General features: G+C 59.5%; 12 protein-coding genes and 4 pseudogenes. 7 read left to right on the forward strand and 9 right to left on the reverse strand.

The window, feature by feature from the left end:
* Nucleotides 1-45: 45 nt before the first annotated feature.
* From BraRD5C2_RS19655 to BraRD5C2_RS19665, 3 genes and pseudogenes are all read left to right on the forward strand, one after another.
* Nucleotides 46-454, forward strand: a pseudogene (locus tag BraRD5C2_RS19655) (Y-family DNA polymerase); the annotation flags it as partial.
* Between the two features lie 1,627 nt (nucleotides 455-2,081).
* Nucleotides 2,082-2,261, forward strand: a complete 180-nt coding sequence (locus tag BraRD5C2_RS19660) for a hypothetical protein (RefSeq protein WP_223970540.1) — start codon at nucleotides 2,082-2,084, stop codon at nucleotides 2,259-2,261.
* 822 nt (nucleotides 2,262-3,083) lie between these two features.
* Nucleotides 3,084-3,464: an ATP-dependent DNA ligase gene (locus BraRD5C2_RS19665; protein WP_223970541.1), complete on the forward strand. Its 381-nt coding sequence runs from the start codon at nucleotides 3,084-3,086 to the stop codon at nucleotides 3,462-3,464.
* 307 nt (nucleotides 3,465-3,771) lie between these two features.
* Here BraRD5C2_RS19665 and BraRD5C2_RS19670 read toward each other — a convergent pair whose 3' ends face one another.
* Nucleotides 3,772-3,981 (reverse strand): hypothetical protein, encoded by a 210-nt coding sequence (locus BraRD5C2_RS19670; RefSeq protein ID WP_223970542.1) that lies wholly within the window; start codon nucleotides 3,979-3,981, stop codon nucleotides 3,772-3,774.
* 279 nt (nucleotides 3,982-4,260) lie between these two features.
* Between BraRD5C2_RS19670 and BraRD5C2_RS19675 the strand changes: the two genes are divergently transcribed.
* The 3 genes and pseudogenes from BraRD5C2_RS19675 to BraRD5C2_RS19685 form a co-directional block, all read left to right on the forward strand.
* Nucleotides 4,261-4,476, forward strand: coding sequence for a hypothetical protein (locus tag BraRD5C2_RS19675; RefSeq protein WP_223970544.1), 216 nt, complete (start codon nucleotides 4,261-4,263; stop codon nucleotides 4,474-4,476).
* A gap of 915 nt (nucleotides 4,477-5,391) precedes the next feature.
* Nucleotides 5,392-6,049, forward strand: a pseudogene (locus tag BraRD5C2_RS19680) (glycosyltransferase); the annotation flags it as partial.
* An 85-nt stretch (nucleotides 6,050-6,134) separates the two neighbouring features.
* Nucleotides 6,135-6,317, forward strand: a pseudogene (locus BraRD5C2_RS19685) (DUF6496 domain-containing protein); the annotation flags it as partial.
* Nucleotides 6,318-6,488: 171 nt separating this feature from the next.
* On the opposite strand, the gene BraRD5C2_RS19690 reads toward BraRD5C2_RS19685, so the two are convergent.
* The 5 genes from BraRD5C2_RS19690 to BraRD5C2_RS19710 all read right to left on the reverse strand — a co-directional run bounded on the left by BraRD5C2_RS19690 (nucleotide 6,489) and on the right by BraRD5C2_RS19710 (nucleotide 9,495).
* Complete coding sequence (locus BraRD5C2_RS19690; protein WP_223970545.1) at nucleotides 6,489-6,704, reverse strand: hypothetical protein; 216 nt, start codon at nucleotides 6,702-6,704, stop codon at nucleotides 6,489-6,491.
* A 17-nt stretch (nucleotides 6,705-6,721) separates the two neighbouring features.
* On the reverse strand, nucleotides 6,722-7,042 hold the full coding sequence (locus tag BraRD5C2_RS19695; protein ID WP_223970547.1) for a hypothetical protein: 321 nt from the start codon (nucleotides 7,040-7,042) through the stop codon (nucleotides 6,722-6,724).
* A gap of 70 nt (nucleotides 7,043-7,112) precedes the next feature.
* Entirely contained in the window at nucleotides 7,113-7,568 is a 456-nt protein-coding gene (hspD, locus tag BraRD5C2_RS19700) for a small heat shock protein HspD (protein WP_223970549.1), read from the reverse strand.
* A 459-nt stretch (nucleotides 7,569-8,027) separates the two neighbouring features.
* Nucleotides 8,028-8,345: a hypothetical protein gene (locus BraRD5C2_RS19705; RefSeq protein WP_223970551.1), complete on the reverse strand. Its 318-nt coding sequence runs from the start codon at nucleotides 8,343-8,345 to the stop codon at nucleotides 8,028-8,030.
* 25 nt (nucleotides 8,346-8,370) lie between these two features.
* Nucleotides 8,371-9,495, reverse strand: a complete 1,125-nt coding sequence (locus BraRD5C2_RS19710) for a DUF1236 domain-containing protein (protein ID WP_223970641.1) — start codon at nucleotides 9,493-9,495, stop codon at nucleotides 8,371-8,373.
* A gap of 221 nt (nucleotides 9,496-9,716) precedes the next feature.
* Here BraRD5C2_RS19710 and BraRD5C2_RS19715 point away from each other — a divergent pair, with 221 nt between their 5' ends.
* Nucleotides 9,717-9,944 carry a hypothetical protein gene (locus BraRD5C2_RS19715; protein ID WP_223970553.1) on the forward strand — a complete coding sequence of 76 codons (228 nt, stop codon included), beginning with the start codon at nucleotides 9,717-9,719 and terminating at the stop codon, nucleotides 9,942-9,944.
* A 635-nt stretch (nucleotides 9,945-10,579) separates the two neighbouring features.
* Here the strand turns inward: BraRD5C2_RS19715 and BraRD5C2_RS19720 are convergent.
* From BraRD5C2_RS19720 to BraRD5C2_RS19730, 3 genes and pseudogenes are all read right to left on the reverse strand, one after another.
* Nucleotides 10,580-11,304: pseudogene (locus BraRD5C2_RS19720) on the reverse strand (IS5 family transposase).
* A 172-nt stretch (nucleotides 11,305-11,476) separates the two neighbouring features.
* On the reverse strand, nucleotides 11,477-12,490 hold the full coding sequence (locus tag BraRD5C2_RS19725; protein WP_223970554.1) for an acetylserotonin O-methyltransferase: 1,014 nt from the start codon (nucleotides 12,488-12,490) through the stop codon (nucleotides 11,477-11,479).
* Nucleotides 12,491-12,526: 36 nt separating this feature from the next.
* Entirely contained in the window at nucleotides 12,527-13,486 is a 960-nt protein-coding gene (locus BraRD5C2_RS19730; protein WP_223970555.1) for a Bug family tripartite tricarboxylate transporter substrate binding protein, read from the reverse strand.
* Between the last annotated feature and the right edge of the window lie 10 nt (nucleotides 13,487-13,496).

Raw genomic sequence — 13,496 nt, forward strand, 5'->3', positions numbered from 1 at the left:
CAGCCAGCTATCCCGGGCCGCCAACGCAAGATCATCCACATCGACATGGACGCCTTCTATGCGTCCGTCGAGCAGAGGGACAATCCTGATCTGCGCGGCAAGCCGGTCGCCGTCGGCGGATCCCGGGAGCGCGGCGTCGTGGCGGCGGCCAGCTACGAAGCGCGCAAGTTCGGCGTCAAGTCGGCAATGCCATCGGTTACCGCGAAGCAGCAATGCCCAGACTTGATCTTCGTGAAGCCGCGCTTCGAGGTGTACAAGGCGGTCTCCCAGCAAATCCGCGAAATCTTTGCCGAGCACACCCCGATCATCGAGCCGCTGTCGCTGGACAAGGCCTACCTCGACGTGACCGAAAATCTGCACAGCATTTCGTTGAGCCCGGGACGTCGCGTTGGCGAGCCACGCGCGCCGCTGCAGCGCAGAAGCCAGAGCCAGCCCCGGAGCCGGTACCCGGTTCGCGGGCTAATCTGTTCGCTTCTCTGCAATAAAAGGGGCCGCCAACTGAGGCGGCATTACACTCCGAAGGAGCGCCTCATCTGGCTCGCCATGCGCTGAACGGCGTTATCGACCGTGATTGAAGTGCTGGTCGCCCATGTAAGGGGCGCCAAGAATGCCTATCGCTATCAGCGGCCCCTTCATCGCGATCTGTGAGGTCGTGGCGGCTCTGGATGGCGCGACGATTCCGGCACTCGATTGGGGACTTCTGTCCGCGTTGGCTCCGGCATTCGGCTCGCTTCCGGCGTTTGGTTGTCGCGTACCATCCAGCCCGCAAGTCGAGCGTAGTGACGCCTCAGCGCCGGTATGAACCATTCCCGTGGTTCGTCTCGATCCATGCGATCAATGATAGTGAGTTCAGATTTAAGGAACTATTGACCGTTATCACCGGAGAACTCCGGATATGCTCATAAGCATTGACATCAGGCTTGCGCCAACCCCAGAGGTTCCGTCGTTCATCGTAGGCGGACCATAGCGATTGTTATGGGTAGAACATCCGTCGCGCAACTCGATAGTCCTATCGAGAACGTCGGCTAAGCACTCTTGCTTTCCAATAATGGATAAGCCGTGGCTCGGGCGGATGAACTGGCTTTCGAACCTAAACAGGCCTACCCCTGGCGCGTCTTATTCTCAATTGGGCAGGCGGCTTCTGTCGGTATCGGCGCATAATTCGCCATCTGGTTTTTGATTGGTCTTTGAACCGCAATTCAAACGGACGGGCTTGCTTCGGGTTGGCGTGCGATGAAAACGGTTGCCGAGTATCTCGAGCGCGCGCACGAGTTTGAGCGAATGGCGACGCACGAAATTGATCCCAAGCTCAAGGCCGAATTGAACGACAGGCGCAGGCTTATTATGAGCTCGCCAGACTACCGAAGCCCAAAGGCGAGCCCAACTGACCTTCGGCGGGATGCTCCAGCCCCGGCAAGGACACGTTTGCCCAATGAGGAAACAGCCCAGCGCCGGGGAAAGCGCTGAGGCCGGGTCCAAAGTGCCGCCCGTTTTAGGCAAGAGACAGCTGGTCAATCAGGCTGCTTCGCATCGTTCCACGCCGCACAAAAAAGGCCCCGGCTCGAAGCCGGGGCCAAAGTATCCTTTGATGTCGGGGGCGTGACCCCCACACCTCGTTAGCATGTGCCTCCCGGGAATTGCCATTTATTCCCGACTCGTAGCCGCACGGGCTCCTTCAGCACCAAGAAAAACAGCCCCAGCATCCGGATCATGCTGGGGCTAAGCCGGATCGCCGAACCGCTGTCCGCCGAGAAGCAGCGGCCGTCGTTACTAGGGCTGAAAAAATACGAAATGAAAATTACCTGCCCTGTTCCGCAGATCATCGGGACCATCACTAGTTCCGGAAATAACCCCTGTGAATTACACCGCCGGATTGTCCTAGTACGTTCAGCGAAGGCCGCGGGACCAAATCAAGGCGCCAGCGCGAGGGGTCACTGCTGGGGACCCAAGGTTGCTCGTTTCAGAACCGGCGGATGAAGTCCAGTGGGTCTTATCTGCTCTGTGCGGGAACCAACCCGGCTGTCTCCGCATATAGAGTCGTTTTTTGTAACCTTGCGGATTAGGACCCGTAGTCGCTGCCCATGACTAAGCCGGCTTTGGACAATCAACTCGTGGAGGAATTGTTGCGTGGCCTGCGCCAGCGCACACGAGAGGAGCTCACGCAAGGGCTGATGCTTCTCGGTGGCTACCGGACCCCGGAAATGATGCGGGCGTTGCAATTACTCGCCGCAGAACATAGTGCAGAGCCACAAGAAAAGTAGGGCAGCCTCGGTTGCCGGCTCACTAACTCTCGTCAAACGAAACGACCTCAGCACTTCTGTGGCCTGAAGGCCAGCGCTGGGGCCGCTGTGGCGCAGCCATCCTGCTCCGCCAGGCGAGAATTGCAAAGAGGCCGCCTCAGTTGGCGACCTCAGCCTTTATTGGCCGCTCCTGGTTGAGCCGGTGTTGCCCGTGGGTGACCCAGCTCCCAAGAGCGGGGGTTACCCCTTCAGGGCTATGAGACCATCGCGCATCCGATGAGTCATATCCTCGTCAGGATTTTGCATTCCTGGGGCTAGAGCCAACGCCGCTCGCGTGCATTTTAAGCGGGCGGCGTTGAGTCGCCCTCAAATCCGAACTAACTGGGTGCATCGACCGAAAATAACCTATGTGAACCTCGGTGGCAATACTGCCACTGTTTCCCGGCATCGCGACGCAGCTCTCCGTTAGCGCTTGTCTCTCATACGGATCCGGTGTGCGATCAAGTTGACCAATCTCGACTGACGCGGGACTGGCCATACGGCCTCAGCAATCGCCCCCTAGGCCTCCAAGGGTTGCTGAGGCCGCTTCGTTTGGATTCACAAATCCTTCTCATGATCCCCATCTCCGGAGTATGCCCAAATTCGAGTTCTGCCTGCCCACGGTCGGCAAGAACCGTCCCGGCAGGCCCCAAGTGGTTTCACGAGATCAAGTACGACGGCTACCGCCTGCGGCTTGAGCGCGACGGAGATCGCGTCCGTCTGATCACCAAGGGTGGACACGACTGGACGAAGCGCTTCCCGTGGATCGTCGGAGCCGCGCTGAAGAACCGCTAGACCCAGTTTGTGATCGATGGCGAGGCCCTCGTGCGCGGCGTCGATGGCTATTCGGACTTCAACGCCCTGCACTCGGGCAAGCACAATGCCGAGGTCGAGATGCTAGCCTTTGACATCCTGGCGCTGGAGGGCGCCGACCTGCGGGATCTTCCCCTCTCGATGCGCAAGATTGGCCTTCAACGGCTCCTGGGCGGCCGTCCGGGAGCCATCTTCCTATCCAACTTTGAGCAAGGTGAGATCGGCCCCGATCTTTTCCGACAGGCCTGCGAGTTCGGCTTTGAGGGACTGATTTCCAAGCGCTCGGATCGACCGTATCGCGGCGGCCGGTACCCGCACTGGATCAAAATCAAGAACAGACGCCATCCAGTCATGTCCCGGAGTTTCGAGTGAGTGCGTTGGTCTTCGATTGGGGAAAAATAGTCCCAGTTCTCATGATCGCTTCCGGTTGCCTGCTCGTGGCTGTCGGCTTGGTCGTGAAGAAACGGCATCGCCGTTCTGATGATGACCAGAAAGATGAGGACGTGATGCCGGATCAATCTCGACCTCGCATGGCACCGGCTGCTGTCCGCTAAGCGTCCCGAGCAGTGATTCCGTCGGAGTACGGGAAGATTACATAGGTTAACGCACGGTCATAGTTTTGTGGTCGCTGCCCCGAGTTGTTTGGTTATTGCGTTTTCGGGGACCGCGATGGAGCTAGTTAAAACACTATCGCCGGCTTCTTGTGCTCTACGCCATCGGCTTTATTTTTACGTTCGGCCTCCTCTCTCGCGACCAGCAAGTCCGCGTCGGCCCAAAGCAGCTGATCTCCGCGGTCGCCCGGCCGATCTGGTGGCCGATCATCAATGACGCTTCGGCGGCTGATCGACGCGATCGACTCGGTGGCGACCGCAACGGAAGTCGGCGTCATTCGGGCTAGGACTTTTTGCGGCGGGCGCTTGCTTGTTGAACAATTGGAGCGACCGCAGCGGAGCCGTTACCTGTAGTGCGGTCGCTGTGAAGAGCTCGGCGATGTTTTTCCCGCCGCTCAACTTCACCTATCTGACGTGGGCTGCTACGCATCTGATGTGATGTCGCGCACGGGCTCGCCTTGGCCTGCATACCGTCCGCTAGGAACCGACGTCTACTTCAATTGGTTGGAGGGTACGCGCAACGTGCAATGCGCTAGGTCCAGCATTGTGGAAACACGATGTACAAAGACGCGATCATCGACGAACTGAGGCAGATCGAACTCGCCGTTGTCGAAGGAGAACGGTGGCTCGCTGAACAAGAGGCATTGCTGGTCGAATTGCAGCGGTCGAACCAAGACATTTCCACGGCCCGGGCCGAGCTCGAAGTGATGCGCAAGAACCAGCTTGACCAGGAGCAGAACCGCCAACGCCTGCTTTCGCTTTTGCATCCATAGGGTAATTGGGATGACTCCCCAAGAACGCCGCGACATGCCTTGGATCATCGGAGCTGCCGTTTTGGCTTTTGTCTCAATGATCGTGGCAATTGGATTAGCCTATCTTCGTTAGCAGTTCCTGGATCGAAAAGTCGATGTCGTCGTGCAGGACGTGGAAACAGGTGCCGTTGCATCGGGCTCGGCTCCTCCATTGCGATCCAGGCAAAATGGAGGAGGAAGCAGGCCGTTCCGCGGATCTCATGCCCTGCTCGGCATAAGGACCGACGGACTTCGCGTATCACAGGTCATGGAATAACTCGGCCGCTGGCCGAATTAGTTCGGTCAAGGAGCGGCGCGATATCAGCCCAAGCCTGATCCCCCAGCCATTCGGCTGAAGTTTTCCCTTCACCGCGAGCGAGGCACGCCGCGGTTGCTTCCTGCCACAAGTCGTGATCGCCCGTTGTGAGATCTAACACGCGCCACGCCCCAAAAAGGACGCCTTGCAACGATCGGACCCGATGCCAGCCGGGAAAAAGCGGCAACCTTCTTCGTAACGAAGCGTTGACTTGGCACGGGTGTTTCTCGGAGCAAAACGATGCCAGGAGAGACCGCACTGAAAATGGCGACAGATGCGGCGTGGACCATCTATCGTACGACGCACCGTGGAATCGACGAATCCGATCGTCGCCGGTGCCTGCTCGAACGTCATCTGCGAGGGCAAAAGGTTTGCGAGCGCGATTCCGAGGAACTCACAGGCCATGGGATTGCTTACCTTGAAGGACTTTCGAAGTACGAATGTTGACGCTGCTGGAAGTTCTCATTTCTCAGCTGGCCATGATGAGCGCTAGGCCGAATTGGACGCTGTTGGCGATTGCCGAGTTACTCTCTGCGACCGCCGTACTTGTTTGTTTTTGGGCTGTGTAGGGACGATATCCGGTGCGGATAGCCCAGCTTGCTCCTCTTCCCGAGAGCGTCCCACCCAAACTTTACGGCGGGACTGAGCGGATCGTGGCTTGGCTTGTAGATGAACTCGTCGATCTCGGCCACGACGTGACCTTGTTTGCGATCGGCAATTCCAAAACAAAGCTCGGCTCGAGGCGGTTTCCGCCGGCGTTGCGCCTCGGGGGGAAGAACAACGATCCCAGCGCCGCGTTCGCCATGCTGCTCGAAGCTATTGCAAAGCAGGCGAGCGAATTTGACGTCATTCATGCCCACATCGACTGGCTCCCTCTTACGCTTTTGAGCAGGCTGCGCGTCCCGCTTTTTGACGACCATGCATGGACGGCTCGATTTGTCCGGTCTCGCGGCTCTGGTGGGAAGATTTTCCGATGCCGGATTCGTGTCGATCTCGGACCACCGGCGCCTCCCGCTGCCGGATGCGAAATGGCTCGGCACGATCCAACACGGGCTACCAGTCGATCTATTTCGCCCATCTCACAAACAGGGATCTTACCTTGCGTTTCTCGGTCGACTAACCGCCGAGAAGAGACCTGAGGCGGCCATCCGTATTGCGCGCGGTGCGCGAATGCCTCTACGCATCGCGGCCAAACTACCTCGTGCCGAGACGGCCTTCTTCAAGACGCGGCTTCAGCCTCTTGAGACGAACGCCTTAATTACCCAACCAACTCTCAACCTGCCCAGCCGAGGCGAAAAGACCTCGGCTATCGGAAGGAACGCCCATGGCGAAGAAGACAAGAAAAGCAAAGAAAGTGAAGAAGCGCCGCTACTCAGAGAGCTCCGGCAACGATGTAAAAATCGAAATGCGCCGCTATAAGAATTGAGCCGCGAAAAGCGGACGCTGCGGCAAGGGCGGGAAAGTGAAGAGCCGCAAGCAGGCGATTGCCATCGGGCTTTCTGCCGCACTAGGCCGCCAGGGGTGCGGCGCGCGACTGGCGCGCCAAATGGCGGCGGAGGGCGTCAGCCTCCATGCGCGCCTGAAAGCGCGCGCGCTCCGATGCGTTCTGGGCGGTGTCGCGCAGCCACCGATAGTAGCGATGACCTTCTCGTGCCCACGCACCACAAATGCATCGATGTCAGACATGGTGGCCGTTCCGACTGAATGCTTTCGGCACCGATGGCGCGATAGGAAAGGCCTCTTGTGAGAGCGCCTCCAGAGAGGCGCTCTCTTCGTTCAAGCGGCGCGCTATGAAAGCGCGCCCAAGATCCGAAAGTGGGCTTGAAAGCAATCGAAGGTACCGCTCGATGTTGCTGTGATGAGCCCACAGCCACGCTTGGGTCTGGTCAAGCATGCCATTCTCCCGGTGCATCACGCCGCGATGGCGCGCGAGGTCGCACACAACCGGTACGGCCTGCCACCCGGCGGGTGCCGAGGACCGCCATCCAGTTCGCGCAAAGCTTCAAGGATTTCGTGGATCGAAACCGGCTGCTTCAGTCCAGGCGGCGATCGCATCGAAGGGCAGGACGCAATGGCTGATGCGTCCGACGCCCAAGATGCGAGAATGGCCCGTTTTTCCGCGAGTGTCAGGCCGGCGTGCTCGACAACGTCTCTTGGGTGTTCGAAGACGGTGCCAGGATGCAAGAGCGCGTTGAATTCGAAAACATTATCGTCGGCGGTCGTCGGCCGCATGGTATCCTCCTGACATTTGACGAATGTAGGAGCCGCGCGCTTATCCGCGCGGCCCGGTGCTGGCGCGTGCTTAAGCCGCCTTGGCCTCAAGCTTCTGCACGCTGTCCAGAGGCGCGCCGTTGATCGCGATGCGCCGCGGCTTCATGGCCTCCGGAATCTCCCGCACCAGCTCGATGATCAGGAGCCCGTTGTCGAAGGCTGCGTGCTTGACCTGCACATAGTCCGCAAGGCTGAATTGGCGCTTGAAATTCCGGGTTGAAATGCCACGATGAAGGAACTGGCGCTCGCCTCTTTCAGGCTTGCCTCCCTCGATGGTCACCACGTTCTGCTCGGCCGTGATCGAGATGTCTTCAGGCGCGAAGCCCGCCACCGCCAGCGAAATCTGGTAGCGGTCGTCACCCAGCCGCTCGATGTTATAGGGCGGGTAATTGTCCTCGCCGGCCCGCTGGGCCATTTCCGCGAGGTCGAATAGGCGATCGAAACCGACGGTCGAACGCCAGAGGGGCGAAAAGTCGTAACTGCGCATAGCCAAATCCTCCAAAGAGCAAGATGGTTACGAGCGGCACCGGACACAACCGGTGCCCGTCTCAACTGACCAGGTCCGATTGGCACCCGGCCGCCATCCTCGATGGCGATAAAAAAATTAGCAAAGCGGATTTTGGTTTCAAGGGGGATCCAAAAAATTTTTCGAAACCGCGGCCTGCCCTGGAGCGGGGGCGCGCCGGGTGCCAGCCTGGATCGCTCAAAGGCGCGGAGCGCCATCCCCCGTCTTCGAATGATTGTGTGCGAACCAGAAACGACTATTCGACCGAAGTGCCGCGACAGATCAGTTCCCGTCGTCAGCCTTCGCGTACCGAAAATTATGGAATAACTCCGCCAATGGCGGAGCCCGCACGCAAGGCGAGCTTGCGGCGGCTTCGAGCGACGCGCCTGACATGCCAAGGCCGCTTCCCGAAGAAGCGGCCTCACCATGTTTCGTAGGCGCCTACCAGCCGCGCGTGCCGAAGCTGAAGCCGATGCCCGGCCCCCCGCCGTAGTAACCATCACCGCGATCGTAATAACCAGGACCGCCAAAATAGCCGTAGCTCCGACGCTCCTCATAGCCATCGTCAGCGCCGTAGTAACGCTGAACGTAGCGGGGACCGCGAGTGCGGACGCAGCGGCCATACTCGTTACAGACCAGTCGGACCTGGTCGACGCCGGGGAGTTCAGGCGAGCCGACGGCGGCAGGGCTGAGCGGAGCGGCGGTCGCAGCCGATCCGACCAGGGCGGCGGCAAGTAGTCCCAGTGCAATGGCCTTCATCGTGGTCTCTCCTTCCCTGACAATCTCAGTCGATCTCTTCGATGACACGACGTTCGCGTGGCTCGACAATGTAGGTGTGGCTGTCGCGATTGATGTACCGATACTCGCGCAACGTCGGGGCATCCCGGTAGACCGCGTCGGGGAATGCCTCGATCTCCACGTCTTCCGGCACGCGTTCGCCGGTACGAATTTCGGTGCGAACCGTGCTGCCGGTGGTCCGCCGCTCGCGCTCGACGGGGCGCGCCTTGGCGTGCTTTCGGATCACTTCGCGATCACGATCGCTGAAGGTCGTCTTGCGTTGCTCGGAGCGCGCTGGCGCCGCCGCGGTCGCCCGGCCCGAATACGGCATGACCGCAACGATCTTGTAGCTGGACGGCTCGACAATCACGATCTCGTCCTTCACCAGGACGAAGTTGTAGCCGCGATATTGCGGGACAATCTCGACGACATCAGCCGGCAGCGGCTGCAGGCGCACGTCCCGAGGCACGGCCGTGCCGACCGACAGCGAGAGGTTCACGTTTGTCAGCGGCTGGACGTTGAGGTGCGAGATCGACGTGCTGATGTGGGCACGCTGTTGGTCGTTGATGTTGACCGCCGCGGTCACGTCGGTGTTCGACGAATGCTCGGCCGTGTCCGGCCGGTCGTTCGGCTTTTGGGCCGTATTGGTCGAGTCGCTGCCGGCCGGCGACTGAGCCTGATTGCTGTTGTTAGAGGCCGGCGGATTTGCGCTCTGGGTCTGACCGGTCGAAGGCGCGTTGGTCTGCGCCTGGTTTGACGGCGGGTTGGCCTGGTTGGACGGCTGACTGGTCTGCGCCTGGCTGGGCGAGTTGCCCGAGGCCGGCGCCTGCGCGGTATTGGCGCCAGTGCCGGAATTGGTCGATTGGCCGGCGGCGCTTTGGTCTGTCGACGCCGGCGGCTGCGTCTGAGCCGAATTAGTCAAGCTGGTGTTATTCTGGGCGGCCCCCGAAGGCGTCGAGGTAGACGACGCCGGCGCCGTGCTCGGGGACGGGGGTGTTGTCGTGGTGCTGGAATCCTGCTGATGCTGCGCGGCCGCAGGATTTGAGCTCGAAGAACTCGGAGAGGACTGCGCGAAGGCCGATGTCGCGATCGCGAGCCCGGCAGCGGTGGTCAACAATAGACGCCTGTTCATCTGAAACTCCCGAATGTGGTGCCCAACAACATCGCGGGGCGGGCCTGGTTCCTGAGCGGGACATTTCAGCAATTGCTCCCTTGTTCATCCGAAGAAACTTACCGCGCGTTGATGGTGAAGCCGGTGCCCGCAGGAAGCATCGCTTCGGGAAAAACTGGAACTTCCTCCAAAATCCGCCGTTGTGACGCACTACGAATCATCTACTGGAGGAGGAAGACATCATGAAGAAACTGATCGTATGCGGCGCTCTCGCCGCCTTTGCTCTCGGCACCCAGGCCGCCAGCGCCGCCGAGTTCTACGTTGTGCGCGACGCATCCACTAAGAAGTGCACCGTGGTCGACACCAAGCCGACGACGACCACCACCACGATCGTCGGCGACGGGGTCTACAAGACCAGAACCGAAGCCGAGTCGGCGGTGAAAACCACCAAGGTTTGCACCGAACAGTAGGGCTTTGCGGAGACAGCGTAAGCCTCCGAACCCTAGCAATTGGAGAAGAGCATGCCCGTACTGCTGCTGTGGGTCGTCCCTGCCGTCGTCGGCGGCACCGGCTACCGCTTGATCCACATGCACTGAGCAATCAGGCTCTATGCGAAAGGCCCGCTCGGCTTCTTGAGCGGGTCTTTTTGCGAAGCATTGACCAAGGCGACTAACATGGATACCTCTCGTCGTACCGCTCACAGAGTCACAGACAAACCGATCAGGCGGACCCGTGCTCGATTCGGCCGCGGGCTCGTTTATTTTTGGGAAGCCAGGTCGTGCTGGCCTTATCGCGTTTGAAGTCCGGTGCGGCTTTCGACCATCCATGGTTTCGTCAAACGTGAGTCACCACTTGTCGTCCTTCTATTCGGTCTTAAGCGCAATGAATGGCAAAATCATTTCGCCGGCACCCAAAAGGCCACCGACCTCGACGATAAGCCCGGTCACCTTGCCGACTTATCGACCAGAATGTCGTCGACCATGCCGACCTCGGATTTCTTGGTATCGTAAACCTTCTGCTTGTAGAAGTTGGTCCAGCTTTCAGGCGATGCAACGCGGCTGGTCGCAATCGGACCTGACTCCGCTGATGCTAGGACGCGGACTCATTAAAGGCGCAGCCATAGCCTGATTGACGCGAGTTGAAAGAAGGCAAGGTAGTTGGCGGCCAACCTGTCGTAGCGCGTCGCCACCCGGCGACATTGTTTGATCCTGTAGAAGAACCGCTCGACCCGGTTACGAGCTGCAGAGATAGGGACTGAAGCAGATAGGATCGCTGCGATTTGCTTTTCGGCGGGACGTTAGCCCACGCGCCTTTCTTCATGGCAAGCGCTCTGATCCAGTCGGCGTCATAGCCACGGTCGGCAAGCAGCATTGACCCGGACTTCAGACGAGACAGCAGTTTTCTCGCAAGTCGAACGTCGTGGGACTCGCCGGAACTCAACGCCAGCCGTACCGGCAGACTATTGCGATCGACCGCAGCATGAATTTTGCTCGTCAAGCCACCGCGGGACCGTCCCATCAATCGGTGCTGGTTCCTTGTGATGCAGGTTCCATGCTGCTGCACGCGGACAATGGAGGTGTCATGGGCAGCAGCAAGCGCGTCGATGATGCGGCCTCACACGCCGGCCCTCCGCCAGCGAACGAAGCGGTTATAGCAATTGATGTACGGGCCGAACGCCTCAGGCAGATCGCGCCAGGGTGCTCCCGATCTCAAAACCCAAAAGATGCCGTTTAGGACACGGCGATCGTTCACCCGAGGAACGCCACGCGGCTCGTTCGGCAACATCAGCTTGAGGGCGGCCCATTCAAAATCGGCAAGTTCATAGCGCATGATTCGAAGCTCCAGTTTGACAGCTTGAATCACAGGCATCGGACCAAACACAACGCGCCTAATTTCCCCTCCGTTACTGCTGCTTTTGGAGCGCAGCGGACATCACCCAAGGGACCATCCAACTGGATCAGTCAAAATGATCCTGAGCCCGCACCTGAAGATATGGCGCCCCCTATTTTTCGCCGATGATCATGGAGTTACCACCTGGAAGGTGGCGAACCATCGTCTTTGTGAACCCGGCCGAACGCATCCAACCGGTGCAATCCGTTGCCGTATATCCAAACCCACCCGCCGTCCAAAGGAGCATGTTGAGAGAGGAGAGCAAGCCAGTTGTGCTAGTGCGCCGGTCGTCATCGATCAGCATATCATAGACGATGACAGCCCCACCTGTCCGAATCGATCGATACGCCTTGTCCAGCAACATCTTCTTGGCTTCAAGGTCCCAATTGTGGAGAACGCGACCCAAGACGATGACATCGGCCTGAGGCAATGGATCCTTGAAGAAATCGCCTCCCGCGAAACTCACCCTATCAGCGACGTTGCGTTCGACCGCGTACTCCTCGAATGCCGAGCACAGCATCGGGAGATCGAACCCGATCGCGCGGACGTGAGGATGTGCCAAAGCAACTTGGACCGGTAGGCAACCTTGAGCGGTACCTACGTCGCAAAGTGTCTGATAATTCTCCCAGGGGAACTGGTGAGCGATATTTTGAGCGGCGAGCAAGCTGCCGGACGTCATCGCGCTAACGAAGCTCCGGAATCTCACTGCGTCGTTGTACAAAGACCCGAAGTGATCCTGGCCGTGCGTTTCGGCCGCCGGGTTGCCGGTCTGCAGCGACTGCGTCAGCGATCCCCATAAGGCGTATTCGCGGCGGTTGTACTGATCGAAGCTGGCGCCGAGATAAGTCGGCTTCGCTCGGTCTAGATAAAAATCGCTCTCCTCGGTATTGCGATATCGCCCTTTGTCGTCTCGCGTCAGAAGACCAGTCGTGACGAGTGCATCGAAGAAGTCGCGAGCCGCGCGGCCGTGGACCTGAATGCGGCTGGCGAGCCCCCTCGCATCGAGTGGGCCGGCTGCGAGTTCCGAAAAAACTCCGAGTTCGACCGCGCTCAATAGAACTTTCGCCTGTCGATAGGCGCTGCCGATCTCGAAAAGCCGATCGGTGCGCGGATGCTCGCAGGTCATGGGGATATTTCTCCTGTCTCGGAGCCTTGCGCGTCCTTATCGCGGCGCCGCCTGGGTGTAACGGGCAAGCGCCGCGCGCTCGTTCATGACAATCTTTTGCAGTTCTGCCGGAGAGGTCACGCGTACCCGCATGCCGATTGCATTGAAGCGTTGTGCCAAGTCAGCGTCCGGGCCGATCGCTTGCAGGTCGACACCAATTCGTTCACGTAGTTCCGCCGACATCCCGCGGGGCGCGAAAAAGCCGAGGAACGCTTCATACTCGAGCTCCGGGAAACCCGACTCGCGCGCCGTGGGAACGTCGGGCAAGAAGGGTGATCGTTGACTATTCGTGATCGCGATTATCTTGATCTTGCCGGTTTGCGCCATCGGCAACTGGGTCGCGAGGGCAGCAGCATAAAATTGGAGTCGATCTTGCGAGAGGTCCTGCATCGCCATGCTCACCTCTCGGTAGGGGACACGCGGGAGATCGATGCCGGCGTTCTTCAAAAACCCCGGCACCAGATAGTCCAGACTGCCCGGAGTTCCGCTCCAATTGAACTGCCCCCGCTTGAGGCGTGCCTGAGCCACAAATTCGGACAACGAGCTTGTCGCCAGGGAAGCAGGCACCCCTATCGCTACGTAGACTTCAGCGGCAGCCGCAACCGGCAGCAGATCATCGGGATTGTACGGAAGGCTGCCCGCGTGCGCGACCAGGTTGCTCGTGAGCGGTCCTCCGTTCGTATAGAGGAGAGTATGACCATCGTTCGAGTTGAGCACCGCGGTCGCGGCGATGATGCCGTCGGCGCCTGGACGATTTTCGACGATGACCGGCTTTCCCCACCGCTCCGCGAGCTTTTCGGCGAACGGACGCGCCGTGACGTCGCCACCGCTGCCAGGCGGAAACGGCGTGATGATCTTCACGACTTGGGTTGGCCACGACTGGGCGTTGCCCGGAAGCGCGGTAAACGACAGAGCGATTGTTGTGAGCAGTCCCAAAGCCAAATGCGTGGTCCGCATGACGGAACCT

The sequence above is a fragment of the Bradyrhizobium sp. RD5-C2 genome (assembly GCF_019972155.1).
Lineage (GTDB): Bacteria > Pseudomonadota > Alphaproteobacteria > Rhizobiales > Xanthobacteraceae > Bradyrhizobium.